At 36.9% G+C, this 21902-nt stretch carries 18 protein-coding genes; 2 read left to right on the top strand and 16 right to left on the bottom strand.

What is annotated here, in order from left to right; all coding sequences use genetic code 11:
* Nucleotides 1-39: 39 nt before the first annotated feature.
* From JNO66_RS10450 to JNO66_RS10425, 6 genes are all read right to left on the bottom strand, one after another.
* Nucleotides 40-1122 carry a glycosyltransferase family 4 protein gene (locus JNO66_RS10450; RefSeq protein ID WP_203088181.1) on the bottom strand — a complete coding sequence of 361 codons (1083 nt, stop codon included), beginning with the start codon at nt 1120-1122 and terminating at the stop codon, nt 40-42.
* A gap of 150 nt (nt 1123-1272) precedes the next feature.
* Entirely contained in the window at nt 1273-2022 is a 750-nt protein-coding gene (locus JNO66_RS10445) for a glycosyltransferase family 2 protein (RefSeq protein ID WP_373367163.1), read from the bottom strand.
* Nucleotides 2019-2495, bottom strand: coding sequence for a hypothetical protein (locus JNO66_RS10440; protein ID WP_203088180.1), 477 nt, complete (start codon nt 2493-2495; stop codon nt 2019-2021). Before JNO66_RS10440 ends, JNO66_RS10445 begins: the two co-directional genes overlap by 4 nt.
* 84 nt (nt 2496-2579) lie before the next feature.
* On the bottom strand, nt 2580-3488 hold the full coding sequence (locus tag JNO66_RS10435) for an NAD-dependent epimerase/dehydratase family protein (protein ID WP_203088179.1): 909 nt from the start codon (nt 3486-3488) through the stop codon (nt 2580-2582).
* Nucleotides 3436-4806 (bottom strand): UDP-glucose dehydrogenase family protein, encoded by a 1371-nt coding sequence (locus JNO66_RS10430; RefSeq protein WP_203088178.1) that lies wholly within the window; start codon nt 4804-4806, stop codon nt 3436-3438. Before JNO66_RS10430 ends, JNO66_RS10435 begins: the two co-directional genes overlap by 53 nt.
* Complete coding sequence (locus tag JNO66_RS10425; RefSeq protein ID WP_203088177.1) at nt 4803-6212, bottom strand: O-antigen ligase family protein; 1410 nt, start codon at nt 6210-6212, stop codon at nt 4803-4805. Before JNO66_RS10425 ends, JNO66_RS10430 begins: the two co-directional genes overlap by 4 nt.
* A gap of 289 nt (nt 6213-6501) precedes the next feature.
* On the opposite strand from JNO66_RS10425, the gene JNO66_RS10420 reads away from it, so the two are divergent.
* On the top strand, nt 6502-6852 hold the full coding sequence (locus JNO66_RS10420) for a hypothetical protein (RefSeq protein WP_203088176.1): 351 nt from the start codon (nt 6502-6504) through the stop codon (nt 6850-6852).
* A gap of 150 nt (nt 6853-7002) precedes the next feature.
* On the opposite strand, the gene JNO66_RS10415 is transcribed toward JNO66_RS10420, so the two are convergent.
* The 9 genes from JNO66_RS10415 to JNO66_RS10375 all read right to left on the bottom strand — a co-directional run bounded on the left by JNO66_RS10415 (nt 7003) and on the right by JNO66_RS10375 (nt 17090).
* On the bottom strand, nt 7003-7803 hold the full coding sequence (locus JNO66_RS10415) for a glycosyltransferase family 2 protein (RefSeq protein ID WP_203088175.1): 801 nt from the start codon (nt 7801-7803) through the stop codon (nt 7003-7005).
* A gap of 21 nt (nt 7804-7824) precedes the next feature.
* Nucleotides 7825-8904 (bottom strand): glycosyltransferase, encoded by a 1080-nt coding sequence (locus JNO66_RS10410; RefSeq protein WP_203088174.1) that lies wholly within the window; start codon nt 8902-8904, stop codon nt 7825-7827.
* Between the two features lie 4 nt (nt 8905-8908).
* Complete coding sequence (locus JNO66_RS10405; RefSeq protein ID WP_203088173.1) at nt 8909-10339, bottom strand: lipopolysaccharide biosynthesis protein; 1431 nt, start codon at nt 10337-10339, stop codon at nt 8909-8911.
* Nucleotides 10340-10498: 159 nt separating this feature from the next.
* Entirely contained in the window at nt 10499-11383 is an 885-nt protein-coding gene (gene galU, locus JNO66_RS10400; protein ID WP_203088172.1) for a UTP--glucose-1-phosphate uridylyltransferase GalU, read from the bottom strand.
* 83 nt (nt 11384-11466) lie between these two features.
* Nucleotides 11467-11865 (bottom strand): glycerol-3-phosphate cytidylyltransferase, encoded by a 399-nt coding sequence (gene tagD, locus JNO66_RS10395; protein ID WP_203088171.1) that lies wholly within the window; start codon nt 11863-11865, stop codon nt 11467-11469.
* A gap of 16 nt (nt 11866-11881) precedes the next feature.
* The gene (locus tag JNO66_RS10390; RefSeq protein WP_203088170.1) at nt 11882-13666 is read right to left on the bottom strand and encodes a CDP-glycerol glycerophosphotransferase family protein; all 1785 of its coding nucleotides are present in this window, start codon (nt 13664-13666) and stop codon (nt 11882-11884) included.
* A gap of 11 nt (nt 13667-13677) precedes the next feature.
* Complete coding sequence (locus JNO66_RS10385; RefSeq protein WP_203088169.1) at nt 13678-14433, bottom strand: CDP-alcohol phosphatidyltransferase family protein; 756 nt, start codon at nt 14431-14433, stop codon at nt 13678-13680.
* 39 nt (nt 14434-14472) lie between these two features.
* Nucleotides 14473-15648 (bottom strand): CDP-glycerol glycerophosphotransferase family protein, encoded by a 1176-nt coding sequence (locus JNO66_RS10380; protein ID WP_203088168.1) that lies wholly within the window; start codon nt 15646-15648, stop codon nt 14473-14475.
* A 71-nt stretch (nt 15649-15719) separates the two neighbouring features.
* Nucleotides 15720-17090: a sugar transferase gene (locus JNO66_RS10375; RefSeq protein WP_203088167.1), complete on the bottom strand. Its 1371-nt coding sequence runs from the start codon at nt 17088-17090 to the stop codon at nt 15720-15722.
* A gap of 289 nt (nt 17091-17379) precedes the next feature.
* Between JNO66_RS10375 and JNO66_RS10370 the strand changes: the two genes are divergently transcribed.
* Nucleotides 17380-18930 (top strand): glycosyltransferase, encoded by a 1551-nt coding sequence (locus tag JNO66_RS10370; RefSeq protein ID WP_203088166.1) that lies wholly within the window; start codon nt 17380-17382, stop codon nt 18928-18930.
* A gap of 46 nt (nt 18931-18976) precedes the next feature.
* Here the strand turns inward: JNO66_RS10370 and JNO66_RS10365 are convergent, their stop codons facing one another.
* Nucleotides 18977-21808 (bottom strand): CDP-glycerol glycerophosphotransferase family protein, encoded by a 2832-nt coding sequence (locus JNO66_RS10365; protein WP_203088165.1) that lies wholly within the window; start codon nt 21806-21808, stop codon nt 18977-18979.
* Between the last annotated feature and the right edge of the window lie 94 nt (nt 21809-21902).

The following is a 21902-nucleotide window of genomic DNA, read 5'->3' as shown; positions in this document are numbered from 1 at the left end:
CAAAAAAAGGCAGGATGCACAGCACCCTAACCTTTCTCCTCACTCATATCTCTTCACAAGCTGCATTTTTCCCAATGCCTTTCGTAATGGTTTTCGTTGCTTTCCAATGAGACCAATTCCTTCAGCGAATATTAAAATGCCAAACAGAATGACGACAAGGAATACAAGGGAAACCCAGTTTGCTGTTTGAGAAAACAGCACCGCAACTCCCCCAAATAAGAACGAAATTCCATAAATAATTAAAACGGTTTTTCTATGTCCAAATCCCATCGCAAGCAAACAATGATGTAGGTGTCCTTTGTCCGCTGTCCCAATGCTTTGGTGATTGAGTGTGCGTCTAATGACCGCAAAGGTTGTATCAATTAAAGGTACAGCTAAGATTAATAAAGGTACGATTAAGCTAAACATTGTGACACTCTTAAATAATCCCATCATGGAGATAACTGCCATTGCATATCCTAAGAACATTGATCCTGTATCTCCCATAAAAATCTTCGCAGGATAGAAATTATAGAGTAAAAATCCTGTTGTACTTCCGAGTAAAGATAATGAAAGCACAATGACACTCGCATACGCGATTGGATGCCCAAGAGCCATCACTAGCATCGTTAAAACGGCAATGGTCGTCACACCTGCAGCTAATCCATCTAACCCATCAATCAAGTTTACAGAATTGATAATGGCTACGATCCATAAAACAGTGACAAGAAAACTCAAGATACCAAACTCAAGATTGCCGACAAATGGAATCTGAATATATTCAATTCGAATTCCAGAAGAAGCTGCACAAATCGCAGCAAGTGTTTGTCCACCAAACTTTGTTTTAGCGCCTAATGCAAACTTATCATCGACTAGGCCTACAGTGGCAAGAATCAAAGCCCCACCGACTAAGAATAACATGTCATCTTTTGCTTCTCCAAGCTGAGGCCATAGGACTGAAACTCCAGCAGCTACACCAATCATAATGGCAATACCGCCAATTCTCGGCATATTTCCCTTATGTACTTTCCTGTGATCTGGTTTATCAACAAATCCCCACTTCTTTGCGAGAATGATGACGATCGGAACGGTTGCGATTGTTACGATAAACGCTGCTAGTAACCCAAGTATATACGTTTGCATTCTGATTCACCTCAACCCAATTTTCATTCTTCGTTTATTGTTCAATTTCTTCGTGATGGCACTCTATACCCAAACAATAGCAAAGCAATTGGGTACTGTGCGCAGATTTACAAACGTTTAACCAAGGGTTTAGAATAGCGTATATTTCGTTTACAATTTCTTAAAACCGTGCCAAGCATAGCTCGCAAAAACATAACATGCCCTCCAAAGAGGAAGACCCTCATTATCCCTATATATACGCCAATTCCGCTTAGCCGTTTTAAGCTTGTTACTTGAAATAGAGGTTGATACCTTCCTGTAGCGAGCAAGCTCCTCATCAAGTCCATAAGCCTGATAACCACTTTTTAATATGGTTAACCACAAAACAAAGTCCTGCCTTGTTTTTATTGTTGGCATTTGTACCTTTCCTAACACGTCAATATTTAACATAACCGTTAAACAACCGATAATCGTGTTTTTTAATAGTTGATCATACGTAATGACTTCAGGAGCAGGTACGACCTTATCTCGTAATTCTCCATTCTCCTTCATGATTCGGTAACTGGTGAAGCTAAACACATGGTTATTGGCCTCCATAAATGCCACTTGCTTCTCGAGTTTTTCAGGTAGCCAAAGATCATCACTATCTAAAAAAGCCACATATTTTCCATTCGCACGATTAATTCCTTCATTCCTAGCTCCTGCTGCACCTTGGTTACGCTCTAATTGAATGACATGAATTCTGGAGTCTTGCTTTGCATACACCCCCGCAACCTCCATACTTTTATCCGTAGATCCATCATCAACAAGGAAAAGCTCCCAGTGAGGGTATGTTTGCTTTTGAATGGAGAGAATCGTCTCCTCCAAGAATTTCTCCGAATTATATACAGGTGTGACAACTGATACTAGTGGCTCCATCATCCCTTTGCTCCTCCCGCAATTTCCTCAAGTACCCAATGATCACCGGGCTTAGAGTAGGTAAAAGCAACTGAACCTGCATCTGTCGAATTCCAGATTACAGATACCCCCTCTGATTGAAATTCATCAGCAATCATCGGATTCACAGGATCTATCGTTAGAAGTGAATCAAGCTCAGGCACGTCTTCACCATTAATCCATTGCTTTGTTTTCCTAACCATTTCAGAGCTCATATAAAGCTTTAATTCCTGTTCCAATTGCCTCGTTGAACGATCCGTTTGTTTTAATTGTTTTGCTTTAAAACGCGTTGCCTCATGATTTAATCGGATTGCCATGATGTCTTCCTCATTCACCGTTACAGTAGGTAATTCTCCAGAGATGGATGGTCCAATGTCCTTACCATCATCTAAAAAAAAGAATCCACTAATAAATAAAAGAACAAACGGAAGCCAAAGTAACGTGTACCATTTTTTCATCTCTGTTGTTCCCTCCTCAGTCAGGTCGTAAAAAAAAGGGGATAGAGTACACGTATGATACGTGTACTCTATCCCCTCACTCGCTTATTGATAAAAAGAGTAGGTCTCCCCCAAGCCCTTCTTAATATCCATATGCGGTGTCCAGCCCATTTGAGCTTTTGCTTTATGATTGGTTAAATAACTATGTTTAATATCTCCCTTACGTTCCTCTTTTATTTGTTTCTCTAGTTGAAATCCAGCTACCTGTTCCATCAGATCAATCGTTTCAAGTAAGGAAGTTGCTTTTCCTGTACTAATATTAAAAACATCATTATACGATTCATCACTTGCTAATAGATTGGCCTCGACAATATCTGAGACATGAACAAAGTCTCTTGTCTGCTCGCCATCCCCAAAGATCGTGAATAACTGCTTTTTCAGTGCACTGTTCATTAATACACAGATCACGCCGCCTTCACCTTTAGGATCCTGGTACCTTCCATACACATTGGCATAACGGAAAATTGTATATGGAATTCCGTATAATGCAGCATAAATTCGGATGTATTCCTCCGGATTATATTTTGAGATCCCATACATGGATAATGGACGAATCGGATGTTCTTCATCCACCCCCAAATACTCCGGTGTCCCATAGATAGCTGCAGACGATGGATAGATTAAGCGACATCCAGGGACCGTAAGACATGCTTCAAGTACATTAATCGTACCAAGAATATTGATGGATGCATCATTTAACGGGTCTTTAATGGCCGATTGTACGTCGATCTGTGCGGCATGGTGATTAATTAAATCTGGTTTTTCCTTTTTTACAATCTCTATAAAAGCTTCTGTGCGGATATCCTCACCGTATACTGTACATTCACTTAACCATTCGAACTCTGTGTCTGCGGCTTTGCGATCTACCACAACTACTTGATCACCGCGTTTGAGATAGGCCTCAACTAAGTTTCTGCCGATGAAGCCTGCTCCCCCTGTTAGAAGTACCTTCATAACTCTCTCCCTCTAATTCAATTTTCATACGCCCGATAGAATCATAATAAAAGCCAAGATCCTTCATTACTTGCGGCTCAAACAGATTTCTCCCATCTATCACAATAGGCGATGCTAATTCTTGTTTCAATTCTTCTAAATTTAGTTCTTTAAATTCTTTCCAGTCTGTTATAAACATCACAGCATCTGCGCCACGAACGGCTTCGCGCCATGACTCTGAAAATGTTACATGAGGCAAGTAACTAGCTGCCTCTTTCATTGCAATCGGATCATAAGCCACTACATTGGCTCCTGCTGACATCAGCATTGGAATAATATCTCGAGCGGGTGCTGCACGCATGTCGTCTGTATTTGGTTTAAATGCCAATCCTAGTACGGCAATTTGCTTCCCTTTTAATCCAGCACCACCAAAGGCACGCTCCACTTTCTGAACCAGTCGTTCCCGTTGTTCAAAGTTGACTTTCTCAACTGCAGGAACAATTTTAAGTGAATACCCTGCGCGCTCGCCCATTTGTATAAACGCCTGGGTGTCTTTAGGAAAACACGATCCCCCGTACCCTATACCTGCGCCAAGAAAGGCAGTGCCAATCCTAGGGTCTAGTCCCATGACTTCAGCTACCTTTGTCACATCAGCATCTAATTGTTCACAGACATTCGCCACTTCATTTATAAAACTAATCTTGGTTGCTAAAAAAGCGTTTGATGCATATTTGCTCATCTCTGATGTAGCAAGATCTGTAATCACTATTTTTGTATCAAAGGGACGATGAAGCTCAACTAATAAATCTTCAGCTCGTTTTGATTCAACCCCAAGCACTGCACGTTCCATATTCATCGTATCATAAATGGCTGATCCCTCACGTAAAAACTCGGGATTTGACGCAACATCAAATGCCATTTTACCACAATAATCCTGGATCCAGCTCTTAATCTTTTGTCCTGTTCCAACTGGTACCGTGCTTTTTGTGACGATTACTTTATACGATGTAAGATGAGTCCCAATTTCCTTTGCTACTGCTTCTATAAATGAGAGGTTTGCTGATCCATCTTTATTAGCTGGTGTTCCAACAGCAATCACAATTAATTCCGCTTCACGCATCGCTTCAGCAAGATTGTCAGTAAAGTGTAAACGCCCCTTTTGTTGATTGGATACAAGTAATTCTTCAATTCCTGGTTCGTAAATCGGAGAACGACCTTGCTTAAGCTGATCAACCTTTTTCATATCCTTATCTACACACGTAACATAATGTCCAACTTCACTATAGCAGACTCCTGAAACAAGCCCTACGTATCCAGTTCCAACGATACATATCTTCATTGTTTCACCCCAACCTTTCTTGGTCTCAATGATTCATGTGTCAGTTTGTCTTTTCCAAGTATTCTGCGCTTTCCAAGCTCAGCACAGAGAATCGTTATCATAACAATCACCCAAAACCGGGGTGAAACGAAGTCAGAACGATAAAGCGACGTAATGCCTAAGTGAAACCATAGAACCACTGCGTACTGATAGTACACATCTTGATTTCGCCTTTTATATAAGTGAACAAAAAAGAGGATAAACGCAAGGAGAAACGCACCGCCTCCGATTAATCCGTGTTCAAACAATAAGTCTACAAACACATTATTGGATGTGGCACTCAATTTAGAACCGTAGGCTAGAAATTTCGTCTCAGCTAAAAACTCGTAGCTGCCTGGACCAAAACCAAATAGTGCATTCACCCATGAATAGTCAAACATCCATACAAAAGGATAAACTAGCATGTACAGACGGCTATGATTCGTTACGTCGAATAGGACATCAAAGCGTCCAATGATCGGCATCAACAGCTCTAATACAAGAACCCACTTCCACCAGATGAGAAGTCCAATAGGAATAAGTGATGCACCTGTAATAGCCATAACTTTTTTCCACGGAATTTTTCTTGATGTGATAACAATCCATAAAGCGAAGAGTCCAACAATTAACAAGTTCGCATAGCCACTAATGGAAAATGAAAAAAATAATACAAACATAACAGGTAGCAACCATTGCCACACATATGAACGTTTCCGCTTATAAAGCATAAATCCAATAATCAATCCATCCATTAGAAAAGGAACAAGAAAGCTTGGCTCCTCAGTTAAAGACGTTAATCTGAAGTTAACGAGAACTTCGGATTGTACGCTATGTACTGCCGATCTTGTTTGAAGATCAGGCATCGGATACCCAATCGATAAATGAAGAAACTGCCAAATCCCAAAGAAAACCAAAATCCCAATTCCCGATAAATACGCTTTTCCAATTAAATTAAGATCACTCTTGGTCATCCTACTCACAAGTAAAAGAAACATCACCATCAATCCAATATAAATGCCGCCATTTATCATCCTCCTGGGCATCGATTGCTGGTAGTATTGGACAAACTCTTGTGACAGGATGTAGTTCAGATTATACGTGGCTGCACCTACAGCCATGACAGCGGGTACTAGGAGGGCCCAAATCATCCAGCTTTTTGGTTCCTTTAATTCGTTAGGCACGTTTTTGGATGGCTTCCACTGCGAAAACCAAACAAGAATGAGTAAACATAAAACAATAAAACTCGTTAAAACGGATGTAGCAATCGGCAACGCTTTTTGATACTGACTAACAACTGCAAACGGAGCAAAGAAAGCCAGAATTAGCAAGGCGACCGTTTGTAACTTAAATTGATACGGTTGTATGGTGTTTTTTAGTTGTGTCATCATAGTCTGGGTTTCCTTGTCTTTTTAGGCTGTCATCATCATAGCACGCCACAATTACCACTTTTGTTAAGTGACCGTAAAGATTACTTAAAGATCTCATCTCAATAGGTATAAAAAGTCGGTTTCCATGAAACCTCATACACATGAACTATCTATAGCTTTGCCGAAACAAAAGGATTTAACCGCTACCTCGTGCTCCTTTACCTTCTTTACAAACGAAATGAGACCAGCTTGCATGCTTTAAAAAAGTGGGTATACTTAAATTCGAACCTATATGAAGGGAGCAAGACCGTTGACATATACAATAGGTATCACGATCCTATCTTCTCTACTTTTCTTAAGCGCATGTGGACAAGAGCCTTTAGTCATCCGAAGCACACTTGAGGGTGATCAATATGTTCGCAATAACATTGACTCATTTACAACAGATACCTTTAATCAACTCATGTCATCTGAACAACCAGTTGATGAAACAGATATTAATCAGTTACGAGAGATCATTAGCGAGAACGAACAGACTCGTTATACACGATACAATGACGAGCTTTACCGCTATGATCCTGCTGGAGACTTGCTTTATTACACAAAGTGGACAGAAGAAAACGGAGAATACAAGCTAGCTGCTCTTGAGTTTCCTGAGTGACATATATACAAATAAGGAAGGTCCGAACATAGCAATTCATCCGCTACAGGAGGCTCGGGTTCACACCCGCTCGTTTTGTTAAAAATAAGAATGGCGAATGATTCAATCGTAGAATCATTCGCCATTTTTTCATTGATTTTTTGTTTGCTTCTATTTCGCTGCTTTTTCAGAAAAGCTTAGTGACACTGCTTTTGCATACGTTCGAATAGGACGCTTAACATGCCTAATCTTTTTTGCAAATAATGCGGTTAGTAGAATAAGATCAACTGGCTTACGATATAAAGCAGCAAACAATGCCCCTTTACTGATCATTGTCCGTTCATCTAAACGTGAGGCTTGAGTCGGTTTTAAGTGATAGACAATCACTTCAGGCAAGTAGCTAATGGTGTAGCCCGCTCTGTATAATGCAAAAAGAAAGATGTTCTCTTCCCCGCTAGGATGCTTCGCTCCAGCACCAAAGCTTTCGTTAAAAGCTAAATATTCCTGATCGATTGTTTGTGTATCCACAAAGATTTCAATTGATGACTTTCGAAATAAGTCCCTTGAACGTACCCGGACTGCTTCCTCTGTAGGATAAGACTTATACGTTTGATTTGTAGTTGGGTCGAAGATTTGAAAACAAACAACCTGTGCCTGATGTTGAGAGAAAAAGCACTCCACTTTTTCAACGGCATGAGGAGGGTACCAGCAATCATCATCTGAAAAGGTCACATAGCGCCCTTTTATCACTTGTAACCCCTCATTCCGAGCATAGGACAAGCCTCGTTTAGATAACTTTACTTGCTGATGTAAAAACGATCGACTAGAAAGCAAGTCTGCCACGTCCTCGTGATGATCCTGTGATACAACAATAACTTCAAACTCAAGACTTGTTTGGTTTTCTAGGCTATCAAATAACCGATTTAATTCAGGTACCCTTGTGCCAAGTGTCGGAACAATAATGCTTAACATATCGTATCCCCCATCCATCTTTTAAAATAAGCGTTCATAGGCCCTTACACAATTTTCTATGGAAAATGTTGAGGCTCTTTCTTTTAGTACAGCTTCGGGCTGCGGATGATCAAGTGCATATGTAATGGCATCTGCCATTTTTTCTACCTCTCCCACAGGCACAAGCGTCCCCAGTTTTCCATCCTCAAGAATCTCAGCAGGTCCACTTGGACAATCCGTTGCAACAACCGTTGTACCCATCGCAAATGCTTCAATTAACACATTGCCAAACCCTTCCCACGCAGAAGATAGGACAAACAGATCCGCTTGCTTCATATACGGATACGGATTGGTTTTAAACCCTACAAAGTCAACTAAATCATCCAGTTTAAGCTTTGAAGCAAGCTCCTGAAGCGAATCCATTTCCGGACCGTCCCCTACAAGAAGAAGCCTAACCTCCTTTTCCTCACAAACGCTTTTAAAGGCATGAAGAAGGGTTGGGTAATCCTTTTGAACATGAAGCCTGCCGACTGAAACAAGAACCTTCTTTCCCTCATCAAACCACGGGTGATGCACCAGCTTTGCCCCGTTCTCAAGTAGTTCAGGTGTCACTATGGGGTTATAGATTACATGTACCTTTTCACTTGATACTCGTGAGACCTCTCGAATATCCTCAGCTACCCCTTTTGACACACAAACAATATCATCAGCAAAACGGTACATGAGTGATATACCACGCTTAACATGTTTAAATTGTGGGAGCTGCCGCGCCTGCTCCGATATATTCACGTGACTGCTGACGATTATTTTTGTTTTAACTCGTGTTAATTTTTTAGCAGCTAACACAATTAAGTTAATATAATCCTTCGCAGAAATCAGGATGTCAGGTTGGTGTACCTTTAAATAACTGCGAATGGCCAGCAAGCTTGAACGTAGATTCGCCTTATTTAAATGAATGAGGTTTACACCGTCTGGAACTTCATCTACGTACTCACCCTTTAGCTGTACAACAAGCAAATCGACTTTATAGCCTTTATCAAGTAATCCATTGATCAAGTGGAGAGTCAAACGCTCAACGCCTCCCCCTTCAAGAGAATATAAAATAAACGCAATCTTCTTCATGTCTCTAGCCTCTTTTCCGGATGCCCATACGTTTTTTTACTAAAGCTCTTACACCTAATACATCAAATGCTAATATAAATACCGCATAAAAGAGTAATCCTGTTGAGACTTGTACAACCAACCAAATAATCCCCGTCTGCTCTCGCATAAACCAAAGCGCCGCTCCCATCACTAGGGATGCACACAAAATCTTAACAAAATCTTTACCCGGGAATGGAAATTCGCGAATAGAAAGATTCATAAAAACCAGGCTTAATCCAATGGCTACTACGTACGCAATCACCGTTGCAACGGCTGCACCTCGTAAACCGAAGTCTGGAATAAGCAAAATGGTGAACACCACATTTAGCACAGCTGCAAGAAGCACAGGAATGACTTGAATGGACGTACGTTTATGTAAATGAAAGATAATATCTACGGCATATAGTTTCATTCCTTTTAAGAAAGCCCCTATAGCAATGATTGGCATAATGAGCAACGCTTCTTCTCGAAAACCCTCACCAAGCATCAAGCCAACAACATTGGGAGTGAGGACCAACAGTCCAACCATTGCGGGCAAGGCAATGAGTAAAAGCAGTCCTGTATTCTCTCTTACTTGGACTAACGCTTCTTTTTCGCCCTTCTGTTCCATCGTTCGCACAGCCAGTGGAAAAGCCGCTAAGTTAATGACAAGCATTAACGTAAAAATCGTCTGCTCCGTTAAATCATATGTGGCTGAATAGGTTCCATTGGGTCCAACCCCAAGCATCGCACTAATAATAAATCGATCCGAATTATGAATGATCACTCCAAGCAGTAGTGTTAAAGCAAGTGGCACACCATACCCTGCAAAACCTTTAACAATGGAAGGATCATAGGAGGAAGGCCGTATGCCTGCTCCCCATTTTTTATAGGTCGGCCAAGCGAGCGTCACAACAAATGCGATAATTAATCCCCACAGTAGACCTAGTTCATCAAAGCCTGCCACTATCAGAACCACACCAAATACGAGAGCCAGGACTGAACGCAGGAACGAGAGATATCCGTAGAGCTTAGGATTAAACTCCGAGCGAAGCAGATTCAAGTTCATCTGGTACCAGGACTGACACCAAGAAAGAACAAGAGCGAGCACAATGTGAATCCATCCGAGCCCTTCAAATAAAAAATAGAGAGGTAACACGGCCACTGCACTAAAAAAAGCTAATGCTAGAAAACAAAGCTTCACTGTATCTAAAAATGGTCGCTCTCCCTGATACTGCGGGTAATAGCGAAGCAAGCTCACCTTAAGCCATTCAAAGACAACAGCATTGATCATGGCGGCAATGGCAAAAACCAACGCATACCTGCCGTACTCAACGTCTGATAACAACCTCGTATATACAGCAATCGCTGCAAACCCGACCAACGCCGGTATTCCGTGGGAAAGCAAATAAGCAAACGCATGTCTAGCTAACAACCGACTTCCTCCTCTAACAAACAACCTGTATCACCCAGTATGGTCACAAACTGATTGTAGCAGAATCCCCCAACGAAAAAAAAGCGCCTCCCAGTTAAGGGAAGCGCAGGATCTTTACAGCATTTACAGAGGGTTTACAATCCTCATATTCACTTTATATTACGGCTTTAAAATATCCTCGAGCTGAAGATATTCCTTCATCTTCTTAATAAGCTCAGGCTTTAACTCATCACGTTGCATTGCAAATTCAAGAGTCGTCATCACGAATCCAAGCTTCTCGCCCACATCGTAACGTTTCCCTTCAAAGTCATATGCAAACACTGGTTGAGCTTCATTTAAGCGTTGAATCGCATCCGTTAATTGAATCTCACCACCAGCACCTGTTTGTTGATCTTCAAGGTATGTAAAGATCTCAGGCGTAAGCAAATAACGACCTAAAATAGCAAGATTTGATGGAGCCGTTCCAAGCTCTGGCTTCTCCACAAACTGGTTCACTTTATACAAGCGGCCATCCTGGCTAATGGGATCAATAATCCCATAACGATCCGTCACATTCTCAGGAACCTGCTGAACTCCAATGATGGAAGAACCAGTCTCATCATATTGCTCGATCAGCTGCTGTAAGCAAGGCTTCTGGTTCTGAACAATATCATCACCTAAAAGCACAGCAAACGGCTCATCCCCGATGAACTTACGCGCACACCAAACCGCGTGTCCAAGACCCTTTGCTTCCTTCTGACGAATGTAATGAATATCAACCTTAGAGGCTTCCTGAACCTTCTCCAAGAGCTCAAACTTTTCCTTCTCAATCAAGTTCTGCTCTAATTCAAACGCATGATCAAAATGATCCTCAATCGCACGCTTTCCTTTACCTGTTACGATGATGATGTCTTCGATGCCGGATTGAATTGCTTCTTCAATAATATATTGAATTGTCGGCTTATCGACAATTGGTAGCATTTCTTTTGGCATAGCTTTTGTTGCAGGAAGAAAACGAGTACCAAGTCCCGCAGCAGGGATAATAGCTTTTCTTACTTTTTTCATGGTTTGCCTCCTAGGTTACAATTCCAATATTGTCTATCATATCACACTTCATGAAATGACAAAATCTTTAAGTTAAGCCTTTTCTAAAGACTTTCATTTTTAAATAGTTCACTCTTAATTTTTGAAGTGGAGATTCCAGATGTACGTGGTAAATAAACAACTTCACAACTTTCTTTTAAGAAGTCGAATTCACCCTCCCAGTCATCTCCCATAACAAAAATATCTACATTATATTTACTTACGTCAGCTAGTTTTTGTTCCCAATCTTTCTCAGGAATAACTTTATCGACATATCGAATTGCTTCGACAATCAATTTTCGACTTTCATAATCATGATAAGCTTCTTTATTTTTTAATGCATTAAACTGATCTGTAGAGATGGCTACAATTAAATAATCACCTAAGTCCTTAGCTCTCTTTAAAAGATTAATATGACCTTTATGCAACAAATCAAAGGTTCCATATGTTATTACCTTCTTCATGCTACACCTCCTCCACTCATCCTTTGGCTCGTACACGGTTTAATTTATTGATTAACCATTTAACAATTGTATTATGCTTGTACCTTCTCCACGAAGTCTTAAGGAAATCTGAATTTCGAATAGGTGCCAATACATTCAACTTTCTTTTAGAAAGCTTTTTATCTAACAATATAATTTCATTATAAATGCGTTGACTATTTTGATGATCAACGTACTTAAAATAGTTCTTTTTCTTTTTGAAATCAGATTCATTTTCCTTAAATCCAAGATTTGAGGAATGTTTAAGTTTACTAATTAATTCAGCATTCGTATATGCCACGTCTCCAAACAGTTCCTTCTTAAAATCCATATAACTTCCCTGATATTGATTATACTTCTCTAAATCAAAGTGATAAAAAATAACTGGTTTTGATTGATAGTACATTTCCCAAGCAACACTAGAGTAATCTGTAATTAATACACTCGCGCGCATAATTAGCTCGTTGACACTCTCATCACCAAATTCCATAACGCGTATGTGACCACTCGATTGAACAAACGTGGAAACATAAGGCATGAATTTAGGATGAACATAGAAATTTAATAATAGGTTCTCCTCTTTCAAAAATTCATGAAGGCTGGCTGATTGTAGTAGTTGATTATACTCTTGATAATAATCCGAACGTATGAATTGATCTTCTTCAACTTCTTCTAACCAATTACGCCATGTAGGCATAAGTAATATTTCTTTTTTTTCACTTTCGCCCTTTAGTTGTGATTTATCTTCTAGAACGTCCCATCTTGCAAGACCGGTCACCATGATCTGATCTGTGTTATAACCAAAGTTAGATCTAATAATTTCTTTTTCATAATCTGAAGATGCCACAAACAATTCTGCTGAGTTTTGAGTATCGTAATTAAATGTTGAGTCGACTTTTTTTAATCCAAGAACACCATGTTGTAAAAAAACGAACTTTTTAGCTGTGATTACTTTCTTGAATACTCCGCGCGAAACTCTCCATGCATATCCGTGGCCTTTTGCTTCAGATGAAATAATGAGCTTAGATGACATTAAAAGCAAAAGATGTTTGAATGACATAAAATATATAACCTTGTCTTTGTACGCTGCCAGTTGTTTTTCATCCTTAGCGCCTTTTTTTATGACATAGTATACCTTTTTCTTAGGATACTTCTCATAGCAGTACCTAAAAAAGTAAAAACTATTATCTTGCGCTGTCTCGGAGAACTTCTCATGAATTAACCATACAGAAGATTTCGGAATGAATTTATAAATAATACCGTAGAAGAAATAAGCAGTGTATTCCATTATCTTATGCTTTGGTTCTTCAAATTCACCCTTTTTTCGATAGGTAATGCTTAGCCCACCGTTAACAGTAACATAAGGATAGACCATATAATTCTGATCAGTTATCAATGTGAATTTTTTCATGAGATGTCTTAACTTCTTAAGGACTAGATAGTGATCACATATCACACGTATGTCTTCAACGTTGGCAGCTGACGTTTGAATGCTCACGTAAAAGTCCCAGTAAAAAGAATCTAGTGACAACTCAGATAACTGTATACGACTACACAATCGACTCTTTTGTTGATCTGAAGACTTTATAGTAACAGGAAGTGTAATTATTGTTTCTTCGTTATCTCTTTTAATTAAACTCAGACTAATAAATGTGAGATCTTGATCTTTATTTAAAGAACGAACAGAAAAATCCAAATACAGAATTCCTTTTGACATGTTCAGTTTATGGATTGAGACCTTTGCAGATTTTGTAATTAATTCATTTGAATCAATGGTATTCATAGAGGCTTCACCTATTTAGAGAAAGTTTTAACTGTGATTACAAATCTTAAAAGTACTTTTAAGATGAGTACAGCAATAAAAAAAAGTAAATAATATTCTACAAATAAATAGCCTGTTAGATAACTAAGTAAAAGCGCAAGTAGAATAGTTACAAAAAATCCAGGTAACCCCAATATAAAACCTGTGAATTCAAAAAGTATAGATTTATTTCTAATTTTTTGTACTGGATCTTCTTGTTCCATCTTTGTGTGAGTGAGATCATAAGATAATGGCAAAAGCAGTGACATCACAATGCTGATAACCGTAAAATATAATAGAAGTAGGCCCCAGTTCGGTATAGGTAAATAATCTGTTAGAACCAAATACGCAACAACAAATGAAATAAATACAGGTAATGTAGCCGCTCTAATTAACATATCGATAAAATAGCCCAATTTTGAAGTTCTATTTGTCATTCTTGCTAGTTCCCCATCCACACAATCAAGAAGGTATCCAATGTTATATGAAAGAAAAGCTAACATAAAACTTACTGGAGTCGCTAAAACCATACATAAACCTGATAACAAAACAAAAAACAAACTTAACCAACTAACCGTATTTGGAGAGAATTTCAACCTATTTAAAAGTAAAGTAATGTAAATTGATATTCGTCTTAAGACATACCATGACCACAAGTCCTCTTTAGGGCTATATGGTTGTACTTGACGTCTTAATTCAATGATCTCTTTAGAATCAAAGAAAAAAGTAGATAATTTTTCAGAAGACAAGGGTGACAACTCCTTCTTAACATTTGCTTCGTTTAATTGCTAAAATATACGTTCAACTGTTTCTTTAGCAGAACATCCTTTGTCTAAATAACAAAACCGTTCTGTAAATGGTTGAAGATTGGGGTGGGGTACATAATCACCTTTTTTTATTTCAAGAATAACTTGTTGCGTATTCATTGCTATTGGCCCCGGAGCTTCTTTTTCCAAGTTGAAATAAAATCCTCTTATTTTCCCTCGATATAGTTCGATATCATACGTATAGAATATTATCGGTCTCTTTAAGAGTGCGAAATCAAAGAAAACAGAAGAATAGTCGGTAATCAAGACGTCACTCATTAAATATAAATCAGTAATATCTACTCCTGACGAAAAATCAAAAACAAAGTCGCTATGAGCTTTTAAATCAAAACTCTCAGATACAAATGAATGCATTCTTAAAATGATGACATACTCATCACCTAACTCCTGCTTCATTACGTTTAAGTCAAGCTGAAGCTTGAATTTGTACTTGCCGGGTTTATAATACTCATGATCTCTCCATGTGGGAGCATATAAAATTACTTTTTTATCTTTTGGAAGATTGTACTTTTGTTTTAAATCATTAATATCCTTGTTGTTATTCCTTTTGATAAGGTCATCATTCCGAGGATAGCCCACTTCAACCACTTCGCCTTGATATTGGAATGCTCGCTTAAAAATATCTGTGGAGTATTTATTAGGAGATAGAAGGAAATCCCAGTTTTTTGCCTCTTCATGAAATCCTTTAATGTAAGATTCACGATCTGTACCTGGCATATGCACTTCTTCCATATCTGCTACTAGACGCTTTAAAGGAGTTCCATGCCATGTTTGGATGTAAGTGGTATGTGCAGGTTTGAGTATCCATGAGGGCATACGACTATTTGTCACCCAAAAACCTGCTCGAGACATTTTAACAAACCACTTTAAAGAAAATCGTTCGACATAAGGAATACCTGCTTCGTCAAATAAAGCTTTGTTTTGTTTATTTACACTCCAGAGTAAATCATAGTTCTTATTATGCTCAACCATATACTCATATATTGCTTTTGGATTACAGCTGTATTGCTTCCCTGAAAAGCTCTCAAACATAACGACTTTTTTTTGCGCTGGAAGAAAGGATAAGAATAACATTACACACGTAGATATCCTTCTAGCCAATGGAAACTGTTTTAATCGTTCAATTATTGCTCTCATGATGTTCTCCTTTACTCTCCTATTCAAAAAGAAACCCCTGTCACTGAAAGTAACAAGAGGTTTATGGCTCTTTAAAAATCTTCTTGCTTCTTAGCAAAGATACCCACTTTTTTCGGTTTTTTAACTTCTCCTTCAGACTTTGCCTTATTAATAACAACAAGTACAGTTCTAAGAAGAATAATAAAATCGAGCCAAATGGAGTAATTTCGAATATAATGCAAATCAAATTTAAGCTTTTTGTCTACATTTGTTGTATATTTCCCCATAACTTGCGCATAGCCAGTAATTCCTGGCTTAACCGTGTTTCGATAGTTAAACCATTTATTATCCTTTTGGAATTGGTCTGCGAAGAAATCTCTCTCTGGTCTTGGTCCTACTAAAGACATATCTCCAACAAGCACATTAATTAATTGTGGAAGTTCATCAATACGTGTTTTTCGCATAAAACGTCCAATTTTCGTAATGCGATTATCTCCAGATTGAGCTAGCGTTGGGCCAGTTTGTTCTTCGGCATTTTCTACCATTGATCGGAATTTTAGAATGTGAAATTGTTTATGGTCCTTGCCAATTCGCTCTTGTTTAAAGAAAATAGATCCACCATCTTCAATTTTTATGGTAATTGCAGCGATTAAAGAGACAGGTAATGTAGCAACCAAAATCGCTAATGATAGCACAATATCCATGAGACGTTTCATGGCTAACTGAGCTACAGGAAGAGTAAACGGCTTGACTTGCATTACCATTGTGTCGTCAAGTGTTGTGACTGATGTATTCATAACAAGCAATTCATTGACTGTTGGTACAATATAAACAAGCTTATTATTTTTCATCGCATGGAAAATAATTCGGTTCTTTTTCTCATCTTCAAGAGAGGAACTTAAGAAGATAAAATCATAATTTAGAAGTTGTGTTTTAAGTTGTTGAACATTTGACTTCATATCATAATACTTAGCTCTTCCATTGTTCGAGAGAAACTGAGAAAGGTTATCTTCCATTTCATGGAACTCGGATTCTGCTCCAATAAACATTAGCTTACCTTTTTTTGAGAGTTGATTATACTTCGTATATAATACCTTCCATGTAAGCATTAATCCAAATGCAAACACATGTGCCAAAATAATAACAAGTCGCGGTAATGCAAACTCTCGAAACAAGAAAGAAGCAGTCATCGTTAACAACATAATAAATGTCAAAGACACAGCCAGTTTACGTATAATGTCCCAAACATCATATTGCACGAGTCGGTCTACCTCATATATACAGATAAAAACAACACTAATTAGCAAGATCCATGGAATAACGGACATAAAAGCTTCAATATTTCGTGGTGCTGTACTTTTGTATCTTACAGTAAAAGCCAAAACGTATGCCATTATTATAATAAAGAGATCTATACAAATCGTGAACCCTCGAGCAAACTTATTGGGAAAGATATTTAGCATATAAATAACCCCTAGATTCATAGTCTAAGGGTTATTTTAACACAGTATTTACAGAAAGCCTCTTCTTTTTTACAATTTCCATTAAAACTTCACAGTTGACTATAAAACGGGTATAAACAAATAAAATCAATACGAGCAAAGCTATCTTAATAAATCTATAATTTATAATTTAGAAACAATGTGGTAATGGCTCTCAATGATTAACCTATTCATTTTAATATGGTAAAATTATAAAAACCACTAATGCAAAATGATGGTTGAAAACTCTGCATCTTGAAAGGAAAATTCAATGAATACTAATTTCCCAGAATGTACGAACATTTTTGTAGTGAACAGAATTGTTGAGAATATAACAGGTTTAAATCAAGCGATGTTGCAAAGAGCAAGATTATTTTACGAGCATAAAGGACAAGAAACTAAAATACTCACATTAAGATTTGATCCATCTCATTACATTAACCTTGAAGAGGAACTATATTCGAAAAAGAAAATAAATGAAGGGATACAAATCTTAAATCTATATGAATTTTTTAAAGGCCAAACTAACAAAGAACTTCCTAGAGTAGTGCACCCTTTAGATGAGACTACTTACAACATCGAAAAAAATAAAAATGCATATAGACTCTATAAAAACGGGCTTTACATTAAGTATATGAAGTATTCTGATAGCAATGAGTTAGTTAAAGTTGATTACTTCAATGAAAATAGATATTGTTACAAAACTGAAGAATTTGATAATAAAGGCTACCTATCCAGAGTTGTTTATAACGATTACTCTAATCGGAAACCTCGTCAAGAACTTTACTATCGACCGGATGGAACATGTTATCTCTCTAAATGGTTTGAGTGGAATGATGAGCAAAAAAAGAATAAATTATTAAGAATTATACGTTTTAATAAAAACGGCGAAACTTTAAAAATTTTACATTCAGAAGATGAGTTAAAACACCATTTCTTTGATTGTGTGCTTGAAAAAAGCAGGAGTCCTATCTTCATGATAGCTGAAGCCCGTTCCATAGATAAATTGGTACTGAATTACACACAAGAAAATCTCTACAAAATTTTTGTTCTACACACAATGCATTTAGAAGATCCTAACAATGTCGACTCTCTATTCAACAGTAATCATAAAGTGATGCTGAACTCTGTCGACAGAATGGATGGATTGGTTATTCTTACTCATAAACAACGTCAAGATATAGAAAATAGAGTAGGACAAAAAGATCAAATAACTGTCATCCCACATGCGTTTCAAAGTAATAGTCCAGAAATCCCTAAAGCACAATCATACGATCCGAAAAAGATTGTTATGGTAGCAAGGCTTAATGCGCAAAAATCTCATGATCATGCAATTAAAGCTTTAGCTAAAGCTAAACATGAGGTTCCAGACATTAAACTTGTTTTAGTAGGGGATGGAGAAAACAAAGAAAATATTAAGCATCTTATAGAGGAATTAGGAGTAGAAGATAATGTTGAAATGGTTGGTTTCTCCCATAATCCTTCTATCTACTATCAAGAGGCTGCTTTTTCAATCTTAACTAGTGATTACGAAGGTTTTGGTTTAGTCCTATTAGAAAGCCTTGTTAATGGATGCCCTGTTGTAAGTTACGACTTAAAGTATGGTCCAAGTGATATTATTAAAGATGGAATGAATGGCCTTCTAGTTGAAAATAAAAACATTGAGCAATTAGCTGACAAAATGATTGAATTACTCCGTGACAATAATTTGTTGACAAAGCTACGTCGAAACGCGAATGTGTCGATGCTTACTGAATTCAATGAAGATACTTTTGTTAACAATTGGTCTAACTTGTACAACTCTATTCTATTAAAGAAATAAAAAAAGAAGTGGACAGCTCTCTGTCTACTTCTTTTTTCGTACAAGTCTATTTTTCTCGACTTACTATTTCACTGAAGATTCTCTCACTATTTAAGTTATCTACATATTTAAAGTATTCTTCACGTTTTTCAACATAAGTAGGATTCTCTTTAAAACCATTTCTCACATATGAATTAATGAGATGTATTAATTCATTAGGTGTTTTAGCCATATCTCCAAATCGTTCATTTTCAATATCCATGTAGGCTCCTTGATACTTCATGTACTTCGGAAGATCAAAGTAGTAAAAAAGAACGGGTTTTTTTAGATAGTACATTTCCCAAGCTACACTTGAGTAATCAGTGATCAGCATGTGTGAACGCATGATTAATTCATTGATACGATCCTGTCCGAATTGTAGTACTTTTATTTTAGAGTCCTCCGAGGAGAAATTTTTCACATAAGGCATGAACTTTGGATGTACATAGAAATTTAAAGTTAAATTATTGGATGTTAGCGTTTCTACCAGTTCTTTTGAGTTTAGCAGATCATTGTAAGAACGATAGTATTGCGAATTTAGAAACTGACCCTCATCAACTTCTTCTAACCAGTTTCTCCATGTCGGCATAAAGATAATTTCTTTATGCTCATTTACTTTATTTTCTAATACATCCCATCTTGCTAAACCAGTGACAATAAGTCTTTTTTCAGGATATCCGAAATGCTCTTTAACTATTTTTTTTTCAAATTCTGAAGAGACTACAAAAAGTTCAGCAGAGTTTGCTCCTCTATAGTTAAAAGTAGAATCTACTTTTTTCAAACCTAATACTCCATGTTGAAGGAATACATATTTCTTTTTATCTACATAGTTTCTAATTGGCCCCTGCGATACTCGCCAAGCGTAGCCGTGTCCTTTAGCTTCAGATGATATTATTAATTTAGACTCAAGAATCAATTTAATGTGTTTATAAGACATAAAATACACAACTCTATCCATGTATGGCGCTAGGTTATTTACGTCCTCTGATCCCTCTTTAATAACATAGTATACATCTTTTTCGGGTCTGTTCTCATAACAATACTTAAAGAAGTAAAAACTATTGTCTTGTGCAGTTTCTGATAACTTTTCATGGATTAACCAAGCTTGATTCTTTTTATTTTTTGATTTCTTTAACTTAAATGATAAAAAAGCCAAGTATTCAATAATCTTGTGCTTATTTGATTCAAATTCTCCTTTTAACCTGTACGTTAAACTCACTGATTGGTCCCTTGTAATATACGGATAAACCAAGTAGCCTTCTTTTGTTTTGTACGTATTAGTGAATGCACCATGTTTTAATTTTTTGGCGATGATTTTATTTGTATTCTTTAATCGTTTTGAGAACAATGCTGATTCTTCAACTTTATACTCCACATAAAAATCCCAATAGAACTGCTCTAGATTTAATTCATCAATTGAGGTTGTTAAAGAAACAATCTTTTTGTTTCCTTCCTGCTTTACAAGTTGTACTGGAATTTCACGTATTTCATCACTTTTTCTTAATTTTACTATTAATTTTGTAACCTCATAAGTAAAAGATTCATTTGATCTTACTTCAACAGATAATTTTAATTTTCCCTTTTTAGAAAGCTTCACATTTTTTAAAGACGAGAAGATTCTATACTTCTCCTTATAGTAATTTACTTGTTCAGCAAAAACAAATGAGTATTCATTATCTGTGGTTAGATATGGCGCTACGATAAACTCTTCTGCTAGGTGAATTTTATTAAACATACTCTCAAAATGACTTAATCCATTTATATTATAGGCCCCTACTCTCATTCTTTCATTGAATAATTCTGAATGCTGAATGTCTGCAAACAAATCCCATCTGCCCTTTAAACTTAAAGGATCTTGAAATTGGTCTATTTTTAAAGATATCCTGACATGATTATCATCGAGGCAAGTAGAATCTGTCTTAAGTTCCACTTTATCTGGTGACCTTCTTTTCTTTAAATAAAATGAGTAGTCTTGAGAAAAATGAATGGCCTCTTTTTTAAAAATGAAGCTAATCTCTTGTCCTTCAGTTTTAAAGTCTTCAACTGATAACTCTCCACGTAACGTTTGATTTTTATAGGCTTCTTCTTTTAACTTAACTTTAAAAGAGAAATCACTTGGATTAAACAAATCAAGTTTGTACTTATGATTAAGATCAATTTCTCTTTCCAAACTTATAGCATTAAAATTAATAATCTTAATTAATGAACCCATTTTTATAATTAAATAACCCTTAAAGATTTGCTCTGATTTTAGTTTACTAAAATCCTTTTTTTTGACCAGAAAGCCTTTTTGAGTTTCATCAAATTCAACTTTAACATACTTAACAGTTTCTTCTCCCTCAAAGACTAAAAGTGCTTCATCATAGTAGTCACATAAAGTTTCAAGTGTATAAAAGCAGATCTTATTATCAATGTATTCTATTTCTGATATTGAATAAGAAAAGTGTACCTTTTGGGAACTAGTAGAAAGAACCGTTAAATAATCTGCAATACGAATTTCTAATTGGTGATTATTGTTAATATAAAGAACGGCACTTATATTCTTTTTATTAATAATAGGCTTTAGATGTCTTGTAGTTTGTGAAGCTAAAGGCGCATTTGAATAGGCTAATGGTTGAATTTGTGATTTAAATCTCTTTCTATAGCTTACATATAGCTTCCACTCACCGATTTTTAATTTCTTTAGTTCAGTATGAGACACCAAAATTTCAAAAAAGTTATTTGTTTTTTTTATATCACAGTTAAGATTAACACTATTAATATCTTTTGCGATTAGATTAATATTTTTTATATGAGATGAATTTTGTAATAGTACTCGTAAGTATTCCCCATCCCACTTTATTTCATGGACGCTTAACATACTACCTTCTCTCCTTTGAACGTTACATTAATATGTATGCTATCATACCTACTCTGTATCAACTATGGTAATATTAGTAATTTACTTTATGTTA

It is taken from the genome of Alkalicoccobacillus gibsonii, assembly GCF_016798245.1.
GTDB lineage: Bacteria > Bacillota > Bacilli > Bacillales > Bacillaceae_D > Alkalicoccobacillus > Alkalicoccobacillus gibsonii.
The sequence above is the reverse complement of the archived record's forward strand: the minus strand, read 5'-3'. Positions and strand labels throughout refer to the sequence as shown.